The 11,551-nt window shown below is 62.2% G+C and carries 10 protein-coding genes; 3 read left to right on the top strand and 7 right to left on the bottom strand.

Annotated elements, in window-relative coordinates; translation table 11 throughout:
* Window positions 1-249: 249 nt before the first annotated feature.
* From DIE15_RS32840 to DIE15_RS32825, 4 genes are all read right to left on the bottom strand, one after another.
* Window positions 250-1,131: a LysR family transcriptional regulator gene (locus DIE15_RS32840; protein WP_124835480.1), complete on the bottom strand. Its 882-nt coding sequence runs from the start codon at window positions 1,129-1,131 to the stop codon at window positions 250-252.
* Between the two features lie 167 nt (window positions 1,132-1,298).
* The gene (locus DIE15_RS32835) at window positions 1,299-2,162 is read right to left on the bottom strand and encodes a glycine betaine ABC transporter substrate-binding protein (protein ID WP_124835479.1); all 864 of its coding nucleotides are present in this window, start codon (window positions 2,160-2,162) and stop codon (window positions 1,299-1,301) included.
* 81 nt (window positions 2,163-2,243) lie between these two features.
* A complete protein-coding gene (locus DIE15_RS32830) occupies window positions 2,244-3,878 on the bottom strand; it encodes a choline dehydrogenase (protein ID WP_124835478.1) in 1,635 nt (544 codons plus the stop codon).
* Window positions 3,879-3,880: 2 nt separating this feature from the next.
* Window positions 3,881-4,189: a cupin domain-containing protein gene (locus tag DIE15_RS32825; protein WP_057925957.1), complete on the bottom strand. Its 309-nt coding sequence runs from the start codon at window positions 4,187-4,189 to the stop codon at window positions 3,881-3,883.
* Between the two features lie 362 nt (window positions 4,190-4,551).
* On the opposite strand from DIE15_RS32825, the gene DIE15_RS32820 reads away from it, so the two are divergent.
* Together DIE15_RS32820 and DIE15_RS32815 are read left to right on the top strand one after the other, a co-directional pair.
* Window positions 4,552-5,751, top strand: coding sequence for a Xaa-Pro peptidase family protein (locus DIE15_RS32820; RefSeq protein WP_124835477.1), 1,200 nt, complete (start codon window positions 4,552-4,554; stop codon window positions 5,749-5,751).
* Window positions 5,752-5,869: 118 nt separating this feature from the next.
* The gene (locus DIE15_RS32815; protein WP_244104911.1) at window positions 5,870-6,589 is read left to right on the top strand and encodes a hypothetical protein; all 720 of its coding nucleotides are present in this window, start codon (window positions 5,870-5,872) and stop codon (window positions 6,587-6,589) included.
* Window positions 6,590-6,781: 192 nt separating this feature from the next.
* Here the strand turns inward: DIE15_RS32815 and glmS are convergent, their stop codons facing one another.
* Window positions 6,782-8,611 carry a glutamine--fructose-6-phosphate transaminase (isomerizing) gene (gene glmS / locus DIE15_RS32810; protein ID WP_124835476.1) on the bottom strand — a complete coding sequence of 610 codons (1,830 nt, stop codon included), beginning with the start codon at window positions 8,609-8,611 and terminating at the stop codon, window positions 6,782-6,784.
* 156 nt (window positions 8,612-8,767) lie between these two features.
* On the opposite strand from glmS, the gene DIE15_RS32805 reads away from it, so the two are divergent.
* On the top strand, window positions 8,768-9,265 hold the full coding sequence (locus tag DIE15_RS32805; RefSeq protein ID WP_057925949.1) for an Lrp/AsnC family transcriptional regulator: 498 nt from the start codon (window positions 8,768-8,770) through the stop codon (window positions 9,263-9,265).
* A 36-nt stretch (window positions 9,266-9,301) separates the two neighbouring features.
* Here DIE15_RS32805 and DIE15_RS32800 read toward each other — a convergent pair whose 3' ends face one another.
* Entirely contained in the window at window positions 9,302-9,841 is a 540-nt protein-coding gene (locus DIE15_RS32800) for a methylated-DNA--[protein]-cysteine S-methyltransferase (RefSeq protein ID WP_057925948.1), read from the bottom strand.
* Window positions 9,838-11,304: a DNA-3-methyladenine glycosylase 2 family protein gene (locus DIE15_RS32795; RefSeq protein WP_124835475.1), complete on the bottom strand. Its 1,467-nt coding sequence runs from the start codon at window positions 11,302-11,304 to the stop codon at window positions 9,838-9,840. Before DIE15_RS32795 ends, DIE15_RS32800 begins: the two co-directional genes overlap by 4 nt.
* Between the last annotated feature and the right edge of the window lie 247 nt (window positions 11,305-11,551).

Raw genomic sequence — 11,551 nt, 5'->3', positions numbered from 1 at the left:
CAGTCGGGCATCGGTCGCGAGACGCACAAGATGGCGCTGTCGAACTATCAGCAGACGAAGTGCCTGCTGGTCAGCTATCAGGCCGAGGCGCTCGGGTTCTTCTGATCGCTTCGACTTTCGACAAGCGGGAAGCCGGGCGCTGTGGCGAGAGCCGCGCCCCGGCGACCGTCGAGCATCCTTTTCCTGGAACTTGATTTCCAAAGTCAAGTAGCCGGCAGGCGGAAAACCGAATCCGGGAATGACACGCGACTACGACGCAGCTTCGGCCCGTCGAGCCGAAAGAAGCAATTGGGTTTGAAGAAACTCGGCAATCGAATCCAGCCCGGGCTTCTTCTCGGGTGCGATGGCTAGCCGGATCATGAGCTGGTCGTTGATCGGGGTGACCTTGAGCTTGCTCGACGTGAGCGACGATGGGCTGAGCGAGCTCTGCGGAAGCAACGCCGCGCAGAAGCCGTTTTCGACTGCCGCTGTAATGCTATATAGCGCGTTGGAGCGAAACGCGATCCGGTGAAAGGGGGCCTGTTGGGCTGCAAGGCGCAACGTCATGTCGCGCAATACGCAATCGACGTCGAGCAGACCGACTGCCGTGTAGCTGTCCGCACGCCTCTCGCTTCCCACCGGCTCGGCCCAGACCAGTTTCTCTTCCCATAGGGGCAGGCCGGAATCGATATCCACATCCTGCGTGAGAATCGCCAGGTCCAGTTCATTGCTCTCGATCTTCCGTCGCAGCTTCCTGCTCAGGTCGCATTCCACCGAAGGGACCACCGCGGGGAAGTTGTCGTGCAGATAGGGCAGCGCGGATGACAGAAGGGCGGGAGCATAGTCGGCCGGCACGCCGATGCGGATCTCGCCGGCAATCGGCTCACGCAGGAATTCATTCAGTGCCGCGCTTTCGAGACGAAGCATGGCGCGGGCATGGGCCAGCATCTTCTCGCCCGCCGGTGTCACACGAAGACTCTGGTTGTTCCTCTCGAGCAGCCGCTGTTGCACGCACTCTTCAAGGCGTTTGATCTGCATGCTGACCGCAGACTGCGTGAGGTACAGGTGCTCGGCCGCGCTCTTGAGGCTGCCGGAGAGACAGACCGTGGCGAATGTCTCAAGTACATTAAGGTCCAGCTTTCCTCGTCGCATTACCTGACTCCGCTCGCCGCACGTCCATGTCGTTGCATGATTATCCGGTCGGCGATGTGAGGATGCAAATTCCGGGTGCCCATGCGATTTGCTGCGGTAATCAGTGCGGCAATCACGCCGCTGGCGAGTGCCTGTCGCCAGCGGCGTACCGAACGCCTTGCCGACGCTTACTGCATCCACTGCTGCACGAGGGAGCGATGGGCATCGATCCAGATCCTGGTGCCCTTCTCAGGCGTGGTCGCACCTTGCTTGTTGATTTCGGACATCAGGCTGCCAAGCGAGTTGTCGTCCATCTTCCATTTCTGGAGCCACCGCTCGACGTCCGGATGTTGCTTCTTGAATGCCAGGGTTTCGATGCCGTAGATGGAATCGGTCGAACCGAACTCGCCTTTCGGGTCCTTGAGGTACTTCAACTTGTACTTCGACCAGATCCAGTGTGGCTTCCACAGCGTGACGACGATCGGTTCCTTGCGGCTCTCGGCGCGTTCCAGCGACAGGATCATCGCCGACTCGGACGACGGCTGCACATCCCAATCCAGCTTGTAGCTGTTCTTCGCAGTCTCGGTTTCGCGCATCAGGCTGCTGCCGGAATCGATGCCGACAATCTTCGGGCGGCCGTTCGACGCGAACAGGGTTTTGTTCGCGTTGAGCTGCTCGATGCTGTCGACGTTGACATAGTCGGGAACGGCCAGGCCCAGGTTGGCTTCCTTGAACCACGGACCGACGAGGGCAACGCGTTCCTTGACCTTGTCGTAGGCCGGCTTGTCGAGCGTCGGGAGCCAGACCTCGAAGGTCATATCGATTTGCCCGTTGGCGACGCCGTTATAGAGCAGGGCCTTGTCGGCGCTCTGCAGCTTGACGTTGTAGCCTTTCTCGTCGAGGAGAATCTTCCACATGTTCGCGACGGCGATGTTCTCGGCCCAGTTGTTGACGCCGATCGTGATTGCCTTGTCGTCGGCATGTGCAGTACCCGCCGCAGAGAGGAAGACAGCGGCCGGCAAGAGGAATTTCAGTAATCTGGACATCTTCATGGTGTTTCCCTGTTGGAAGGTTTCGGGGCCAAGCTTTGCGTGGGTTGTCGCGCGGCCAATCGGGCCGCGGCGCGCTTCAGGTCATGCAACAAACTTCAGGGAATCACCCCGCAGCACCGGCTTTCCGAGCACGATGTCACTCGCGCGCTCTGCCAGCATGATCGTGGCGGCATTGATGTTTGCACTGGGCACCGAGGGCATGACCGACGCATCGATGACGCGAAGCCGTTCGACGCCATGAACCTTCAGGTCTGTTCCGCTGACTGCCAGCCGGTCTTTCTTCGGGCCGATCTTGCAGGTGCCGCACGGGTGGTACGCGCTGGACGCGTCCATCCGGATGAACTCGTCCAGCGCCTCGGTGGCGCTGACGTCGATACCGGGCATGTCCTCGCGGAAGTGATACCGGCTGAAGGCGGGCTGCTTCGAGAACAGCAGGCCCAGGCGCATTGCCTCGCGCATGACGCGCCAGTCCTCTTCGGTATCCATGTAGTTGGGGTCGATGGAGAGGGCCTCTTCCGCCACGTTCGACTTCAGTCTAACCTGGCCGCGGCTGGTCGGCCGCATCGGACCGACGCCGATTCGATAGCCGTTGGTCTGCCGAGTCGGAATCCAGTTCTTGTCGAAGAACACCGGGAAGAAGTGGAACTGGATGTCCGGATGCGTGATGTAGTCGGCGCTCTTCAGGAAGGCACCAACATGGCATTGATTGACAGAAGCGATGCCGGACTTGAAACCGAACCATTGCACGCCGGCGAGCAGCATCCGGTGCAGTCGAAGCTCGCGATTCAACGAGACGGGCTCCTTGGTCTCGATCTGAATGTGGCATTCGAGGTGGTCTTGCAGGTTCTGGCCAACGCCGGGCAAATCAACTCGTACGTCGATGCCTTTCTCCTTCAGATGTGCGCCCGGTCCGATGCCGGAAAGCATCAGCAGTTGAGGAGAACCGAACACCCCGCTGCAGAGCAGCGTCTCCTTGCGAGCGAGTACGTCGACGATCGAACCTTCATGCAACACCTGGAAACCCGTCGCCCGGTTCCCGATCATGTTGATTTTTCGCAGCGTGCTTCGCGTCCAGATGGTGAGGTTGCCATCGTCCTGACGCGAGTGCAGATAGCCATACGAAGCACTATTGCGGATCCCATGGTCGACGCTCATCTCGAAGCGCGAGACGCCTGCCTGCTGGTAGCCGTTGACATCGCCTGTCAGCGGGAATCCGGCTTCGACGCCGGCGTCGAGAAACGCCTGGTTCAGCGGGGAGAGGCTTTCCTGACGTTGAGCATGGATGAATCCGTCGGTGCCGCGGTAGGCACTCCTGACGTCGCTGCGCTCGATCTTCCGGAAGTACGGCAGGCAGTTTTGCCAGTCCCAGCCGGTCGCGCCTTCCTGCGCCCAGCGGTCGTAGTCGAGCGGGTGACCGCGCAGCCAAGTCATGCCGTTGATCGAGGAGGAGCCTCCGAGGACACGGCCGCGCGGCTGTTGAATGCACCGATTGCCGAGGTTGCGCTGCGGCTCCGTCTCGAACCAGTAGTTGTACTTCGAGGAAGGCTTGAAAATCGAACGAAGGCCGGCAGGCATACGGATGACCCACGCGTTGTCTTTGGGACCGGCCTCTATCAGCAGGACTCGATTGCCTGCGTCAGCGAGACGTCGTGCAAGAACGCAGCCTGCCGAACCGGCTCCGCCAATCACATAGTCAAATTCCAATGCCTGGCTCATGATCACGCTCCCGCAGCGCCACCGCTCTCGTGGTACGCGTACCGCGTCTCGATGGGCGAGGAGATGACCCATTCGGCTTCGGCGCCTTCGCCAATGGTCACGAGGTCCCCTTGAGCGATGTCGAGCTCGAGCCCGTGCTTGAAGGTCAGTTTCGCCTGACCGCGAACGACGAGGAAGGTGGCGCCAGGAACGTATCGATGCGCAAATGTACTGTCGGTGCATTGCCAGGAATCCCAGCCCGCAATTTTCTGTTCGATGTCGCTCGGCGCCGGTTGCTTGGAAACGGAAGGGATGAGGTGAGATGAGGTCATGTCGGACGTATCGGATTCAATGGGGTATGGACGCGAACGGCAGGATTCGTTTGCTCGCAGACGCACAGGCGTGCAGGCCTTTCTCGTGCGGAGCTGCGGCAGGGGTATGTCGTATCGCGAAATCACAGTACCCAGCCGATATGGTCAAAGCAAACGAAACTATCTGATGCGGTGCTTCAAATATTTTGATAAACCGACTCAAGAAGATTCGTTTGCCTGGGCCCGATGTCGTCTACCAGAATTGAGCCGGTACAGGGGATTGACGCTTTCCGGCGGACGATGCGGGACGCCGTTGGCGCAGGTGCTTCCCCTGTCACGCGGTTCGACCATCGAGGTTCGAACTCCGTTTGCGACGACGATGAGTGGCGAGGTTCCAGGCTGTGGAGACAATTGACTACACGAAAGTTTACGCGCGACGCCTCGAGCGGACGCGCGAGATGTTGAAGGCCGAAGGTATCGATGCGGCGGTGCTGTTCGATCCGCTGAATCTGAGGTATGCGACGAACTGTCGGAACATGCAGGTGTGGTCCTCGCATCACATGGTGCGCTATGCCTTCGTGCCCGTCACAGGCAAGGTCGTGATGTTCGACTATGGCGGCGCGCTTCACCTGTCTGCAGGCAATGAGCTGATTGATGAAGCCCGGCCCGCCAAGTCCTGGGACTACTTTGGGTCGGGTTCACGTGCAGAGGAGCATGCAAACCTGTGGGCGGAGGAAATCGCCGACTTGCTCACACAGGTGTGCGGGAAAGGTGCGGTGCTGGGGCTGGACCGTATCGACCTGTTGCCGCTGCGCGCGCTCGACAGGCTTCACGTTCGAACAGTCGATGCGAAGGGGCCGCTCGAGCGTGCGAAGTCGGTCAAGAGTCCGGACGAAGTCCGGATCATTCGCGACTCGATGCGGGTCTGCACCGATGCCATCGCTTACATGCGCGAGCACGTACGTCCGGGCGTCAGCGAGAACTACCTGCTGTCGCTGCTGAACCAGTACAACATCGAGCACGGTGGCGAGTATCAGGAGACGAGGGGGCTCGCGTCCGGTCACCACACGAACCCGTGGTTTGTCGAGGCATCCGAAAAGATCGTCGAGGCCGGCGAGATGCTGGTGTTCGACAGCGACCTGATCGGCCCGCACGGCGTTTTCGCGGACCAGACGCGATCCTTCGTGATCGGCGATGGGCGGCCGAACAACGAGCAGCGAACGAACTACGCCCTCGCGTACGAGCAACTGCAGCACAACATGTCGTTGCTGCGACCGGGGCTTTCGTTCCACGACTTCATCGACAGCACCTGGAAGATGCCGGAAGTGTACGTACCGAACCGCTACGCTGAAATCGTGCACGGTCTCGGGTTCGGCGTCGAGTACCCGCTCGTGTATTTCCCGCCCGATGCACCCGCTTACCAGTACCCGGGGGTCTTCGAAGAGGGGATGACGGTATGCGTGGAGAGCTATGTCGGCGTGCCCGGCGGTGTGGACGGCGTGAAGCTCGAGCAGCCGGTGCTGATCACTCGGGACGGACCGGTTTCGCTGTCGGAATGCCCGTTCGAGCTGGACTACCTGTAGGCGACCCCTGTCGAGCGCGCTGAGGGAAGCATGCCGAAGCGAAGCGCGTGCGTCCCGGCGTGTTCGTTCCGGTGCCGCCACGGTATCGGCGAAAGAGGACGTGGAACGTGGCGCCAGCATGCTAGAAGCCAATACCTATGAGGGTATGGGCCTCGGTGCTCTGTTCGATGGTGGCAGGGCGCTGGAGAAGCAGCTCAAGAGCATTGAGGCGATGAAAGAGGCTGGGCTTGCGACAGCTGGACCGGAGGCATGGAAGCCTTATACGACCCACTATCGGCAGCAGGCTATCGTCGACTTTCGGCAAGCGATGGCGAAGGCGATGAAGTTGGAGCAAACGAGCACGCTTGTGCCACTGTCGCAAGACCATCAGGCATGGCTGTCCAGTTCCGCATTTTTGAATGTTTTCGAGTCGGATTACGAGCCGGGAAGCTGGCGATGCGGGCTGAGCTACACAAACACGTTTACACGATGCATCGAAGGCTCGGCTGACCGCAAGGATGTCGTTGATGTGCTCGTCAAATGGGCTAAGGGCAGCGTATCCGATACCCGCAATCCGTTGTTGAGGGCGTTCGTTCTGAATAGTCCAGTGTTGGCCGAGAAGGTCAAAGAAGTCTCCAATTATCCATATATGGAGCTGAGGGAGTTTGTGGCGAAGCTCATCGAGTCATACAGCAAGATAGAGCAGGTGGAGGAGTCGAAGGATAAGGGTATCAAGGTTGCTGTTGCGAAGGCGTTAGCGTGGCTTCTCCATGAGACAGGTGGGCCCGTGGCCGAAGCTATTTGGAGCCACGGGGCTAACGGCATGAGACCGGGGTCGATGCCCCGAACACCCGCTTGATGGAATCATTTCGGTTCAACTTTTTCGGAATTTCCCCTTTGAAGTGGGCAATTTCTCGTTGCAGGATTAGAAGCGTTTACGTCACAAAAACAAGTGTTTGGAGACAAAAACTGGCTCCGGACGGATTAGAAACGTTGACGTGTAAACGCTTCTAATCCAGATTGCCACATCGTGGTCTACGACGAATGCCCCTCACTCCACCGTCACCGACTTCGCCAGATTCCTCGGCTTATCAATATCCGTCCCCCGTGCCAACGCAGCGTGATAAGCCAGCAGTTGCATCGGCACCGTATGCAGAATCGGCGACAGCGGCCCATAGTACTCATTGAGCCGAATCACCTCGATCCCTTCGCTCGGCACCAACCCGCAGTCCACGTCCGCGAACACAAAGAGCCTGCCATTCCGCGCACTGACTTCATGCATGTTCGACCGGAGTTTTTCCAGAAGCACATCATTCGGCGCCACCGCGATAACCGGCATTTCATTGCTGACCAACGCCAGCGGCCCGTGCTTCAACTCCCCGGCGGGATAAGCCTCCGCGTGGATATACGAAATCTCCTTCATCTTCAGCGCGCCTTCCAGCGCGATCGGATAATGCATCCCGCGCCCGAGAAACAGCATGTTGTCGCGTCGCGCGAGCAGCTCCGACCAGCCCATGATCTGCGGCTCCAGCGCGAGCACCTTCGACATCGCATCGGGCAGATGCCGCAGCGCACGCAAATGCGCTTTCTCCTCGTCGTCGCTCAACCGCCCACGCACCTGCGCAAGCGCCAGCGTGAGCAGAAACAGCGCAACGAGCTGCGTCGTGAAAGCCTTCGTCGACGCGACCCCGATCTCGATCCCCGCACGCGTGACGAACTGCAGCGCGCATTCGCGCATCAGCGCGCTCGTCGCGACGTTGCAGATCGCGAGCGTATGCATCATCCCGCGCTGCTTCGCGACATGCACGGCGCCGAGCACGTCGGCCGTCTCGCCGCTCTGCGACACCGCGACGACGAGCGTGCGCGGATTCGGCACGCTGTCGCGATAACGGAACTCGCTCGCAATCTCCACGCTCGCCGGCAGCTTCGCGATGCTCTCGATCCAGTACTTCGCGGTCAGCGCCGCGTGATAGCTGCCGCCGCACGCGAGCAGCAGCACCGAATCGACGTCGTTGAACACGCGCCACGCGCCGTCGCCGAACAGCTCCGGCATGATAGACGCGACGTCGAGCAGCGTATCGGCCACCGCCTGCGGTTGCTCGAAGATTTCCTTCTGCATGTAGTAGCGATACGACCCGAGGTCGGCCGCGCCGCTGTGAGCCGCCACCCGCTGCACCGCGCGCTCGACGCGCTGGCCGTTCGCATCGACGACCCAGTAGCGATGCAGTTGAATGTCGGCGACGTCACCGTTCTCCAGATACGCGATGCGATCGGTGATGCCCGACAACGCGATCGCATCCGACGCGAGGAAATTCTCGCCATCGCCGACACCGACGACGAGCGGCATCCCGTCGCGCGCCCCGACGATCCGGTGCGGCTCGTCGCGGCACATCACCGCGATCGCGTAGCTGCCGCGCAGTCGCGCGACCGCGCGGCGCACTGCGTCGAACAGGTCGCCGTCGTACAGGTGGTCGATCAGGTGCGCGATCGCCTCGCTGTCGGTCTGGCTGGCAAACACATAACCATGCGCCTGCAGTTCCGCGCGCAGTTGATCGCAGTTCTCGATGATCCCGTTGTGCGACAGCGCGATGCGTGCGTTGTCGTCGCTCGGCGAGAAGTGCGGGTGCGCATTGAGCGTGACGGGCGCGCCGTGCGTGGCCCAGCGCGTATGCGCGATGCCGGTGTAGCCCGACAGCGCATGCGCGGCGATCTCGCGCTGCAGGTTGGCGACGCGCTCGACGCTGCGCGCGCGTGCCAGCGCACGGTCGCGATAGACCACGATGCCGCACGAGTCGTAGCCGCGGTATTCGAGCCGCTTCAGCCCGTCGACGAGGTTCGGCAGGATGTCCCGCTGGGCAACCGCCCCGACAATTCCACACATATCGCGCTCCGTAAATGTCCGGTCTGGATCCGTGACAGCGATGGTAGAAGCGGTTGAATGAAATTAAATTTCAAAATAAGCCAATAAATGAAGCAAACGGGCGATGCGTTATGATATTGAAATTAAATTTCACATCCTGACCGGAAGGAGCCGACGATGGCCGGCATCACGCTCGACGATCTCGATCTGCGCATTCTCGCGATCCTGCAGGACGACGCATCGGTGTCGAACCTGCAACTGGCCGAGCGCGCGCTGTCGTCGCCGCCGACCTGCATGCGCCGTGTGCGGCGGCTCACGGAAGCGGGCGTGATCCGCCGCCAGGTCGCGGTGCTCGATCCGGTCGCGATCGGCACGGCCGTCACGGCGCTGATCGAGATCAGCCTCGACCGGCAGACGGCCGAAGACTACGACGCGTTCGAAGCGTACGTCTGCGCGGAGCCGGCGGTTACGCAGTGCTACCGCGTGTCGCCGGGGCCGGACTTCGTGGTGGTGGCCGATCTGGCCGACGTCGCCGAATACGACGCGTTCGCGCGGCGGCTGTTCACCGGCGCATCGAACGTGCGCAACGTGCGGACGTTCTTCTCGACACATCGCGCGAAGTTCGAGGCGAACGCGCGGGTCGCGCATGCGATGCGCAAGCGCAGCGACGACTAGGCCGCACCACGCACGCCGAACGGTAAATTCGCGACGTCAGAACGCGAGCGCCTGCTGCACCGGGTGACGCTCGCCGCGCGCGAACCCGGCGCCTTCGAGCGACAACAACGCGCGCTTCCGTTCAATTCCGCCTGCATAACCGGTGAGGCTGCCTGACGCGCCGATCACGCGATGGCACGGCACCATGATCGACACCGGGTTGCGGCCGACCGCGCCGCCGACGGCGCGCGCCGCACTCATCGGCAGCCCCACGCGCTCGGTGATGTCGCCGTACGACACGAGTTCGCCGAATGGAATCGCGAGCAGTTCCTTCCACACGCTGCGCTGGAACGCGGTGCCGCGCAGGTGAATCGGCACCGAGAAGGTTTCGCGCGTGCCGGTGAAATATTCGGCGATTTCTTCTGCAACCTGGTGCACGAGCGGCGATGCGGCGCGTGCGTCCGCGTTCGCGTCCGCAACGATTGCCAGCGACGGATAGTATTTCTGGCCGACGAAGAAAAGGCCCGTCAGCGCATCGTCTTCGATACGAATGGCGATGTCGCCCAGCGGGCTCGGAATCAGATGAGCGGGAATCATCGCGAAGCTTCTCCATGAAGGCGCCACACATGCAGTGCGGCATACGCGCGCCACGGCGCCCAGTGTGCCGCATGCGGCGCGGATGATGCGATGCGCGGGCGTTCGGCGGCGATGCGCGGCGCGAGCCACGCGTCGTCGGCGGGGAACGCGTTCGGCCAGGCCATCGCCCGCATCGCGACGTATTGCACCGCGCGTTCGTCGAAGCCGGGCAGTGCGCGCAACGCGGCGAGCGTCGCATCGAGCGGCGCCATCGGTTCGAGCGCGAGCGTGCCGTCGGCCACTGCGCGTGCGAGCGACACGATCGCCCGTGCGGCATCGCGCGTCACGCCGATTGCTTCGAGCGCAGCCGGCGGCAAGACCGCCAGCGTGGCAGCCGAAGGCAACGCATGCGTGAGCCCGGGCGGCGCGTTGTCGACCGGCGTACCGAAGCGTTCGGCAACGCGCGTCAGCACGGCACTCGCCTGCGTTGCCGCCAGGTGTTCACCCGCGATCGCACGGATCGCGATCTCGAGTCCGTCGAATGCGCCGGGCACGCGCAGGCCGGGCGTGCCTTCCGCGAGTTCGCCCAGATGCGCGTCGATCACGTCGGGGCGGCTGTCGAGATCGAACAGCCGCCGCACGCGCGCGAGCACGGCCGGCACGACGGGCGTCAGCGTGGGCGACACGGTGACCGCGAGTGCGAACCGCTGCGGCGCGTGCGCGACGGACAGCCAGCCCGTCACGTGACCGTTGCCGTTCGGCAGCGCGACAACGCGCGCATAGCCGTGTGCGTCGACCCGCTCGACGCCGTCGATCTGCCGCTGCGCGAGAAAGCGCATCAACTCGGGCCACGCGAACGGCGGCCTGTAAGGTAGCGGGAACGTCATGTCGCTGCCGGCGGCTGCGCCGGCACCTTTGCGCAAGCGCAGCGGATTGAGGCCGTAGCGTTGCCGGAACAGGTCGTTGAAGCGCCGCACGCTGCCGAACCCGGCGGTCGACGCGACGACGGCCACCGGCAGCGCGGTATCGGTCAGCAGGCGCTTGGCCATCAGCAGCCGGTGCGTCTGCGCGAACTCGACCGGCGACACGCCGAACTGCGCGGCGAAGATCCGGCGCAGATGGCGCTCGGTCACGCCGACCCGCTGCGCGAGCGCGTCGACGGAGTGTTCGTTCAGGAAACCGTCCTCGATCAGTATGGCGGCCGCATCGGCGAGGTTGCCGGACAGGTCGAGCAGCCCATGGCCGGGCGCGAGTTCGGGCCGGCAGCGCATGCACGGCCGAAAGCCGGCCTTCTCCGCGGCGGCGGCGGTCGGGTAATAGCTGCAGTTCTGCGCCTTCGGCGGTTTCACCGGGCAGACGGGGCGGCAATACACGCCCGTCGTCGATACGCCGACGAAGAACCAGCCGTCGAAGCGGCGGTTCCGCGAAAGCAGGGCGTCGTAGCAGGTGTCGGGATCGAGGCGCATGCGACGACTGTAAACCATCCTCGCCGCCGATTCTGGCTGGAATCGGACATGTGTATCGGCGCACCGGTTTGCGTCATGGCCCCATTTTGCGCGCAGGAAAATGCCGGAAAAACGGTTAATGCCAATCTGCAAAACAGTCATCTCTTTTTGTGCGGCCAGATTTGAGATGACTCATCGAAATCCCCGACTGACACGGCACCGGGCCGCGCCCTATCCTTTGAAAAACGTTTTCCAGAACTCGACGGGCAATCGGCCGCACCACGAA

The organism is Burkholderia sp. Bp9031, assembly GCF_003857965.1.
GTDB classification, from domain to species: Bacteria; Pseudomonadota; Gammaproteobacteria; order Burkholderiales; family Burkholderiaceae; genus Burkholderia; species Burkholderia ambifaria_A.
This window is presented reverse-complemented; position numbering and strand designations above follow the sequence as displayed.

Excerpts from the sequence above, each read along its gene's own strand:
- DIE15_RS32840 (WP_124835480.1), bottom strand. The coding sequence starts at position 1,131 with ATGCGACGAGGAAAGCTGGACCTTAATGTACTTGAGACATTCGCCACG.
- DIE15_RS32835 (WP_124835479.1), bottom strand. The coding sequence starts at position 2,162 with ATGAAGATGTCCAGATTACTGAAATTCCTCTTGCCGGCCGCTGTCTTC.
- DIE15_RS32830 (WP_124835478.1), bottom strand. The coding sequence starts at position 3,878 with ATGAGCCAGGCATTGGAATTTGACTATGTGATTGGCGGAGCCGGTTCG.
- DIE15_RS32825 (WP_057925957.1), bottom strand. The coding sequence starts at position 4,189 with ATGACCTCATCTCACCTCATCCCTTCCGTTTCCAAGCAACCGGCGCCG.
- DIE15_RS32815 (WP_244104911.1), top strand. The coding sequence starts at position 5,870 with ATGCTAGAAGCCAATACCTATGAGGGTATGGGCCTCGGTGCTCTGTTC.
- glmS (WP_124835476.1), bottom strand. The coding sequence starts at position 8,611 with ATGTGTGGAATTGTCGGGGCGGTTGCCCAGCGGGACATCCTGCCGAAC.
- DIE15_RS32805 (WP_057925949.1), top strand. The coding sequence starts at position 8,768 with ATGGCCGGCATCACGCTCGACGATCTCGATCTGCGCATTCTCGCGATC.
- DIE15_RS32800 (WP_057925948.1), bottom strand. The coding sequence starts at position 9,841 with ATGATTCCCGCTCATCTGATTCCGAGCCCGCTGGGCGACATCGCCATT.
- DIE15_RS32795 (WP_124835475.1), bottom strand. The coding sequence starts at position 11,304 with ATGGTTTACAGTCGTCGCATGCGCCTCGATCCCGACACCTGCTACGAC.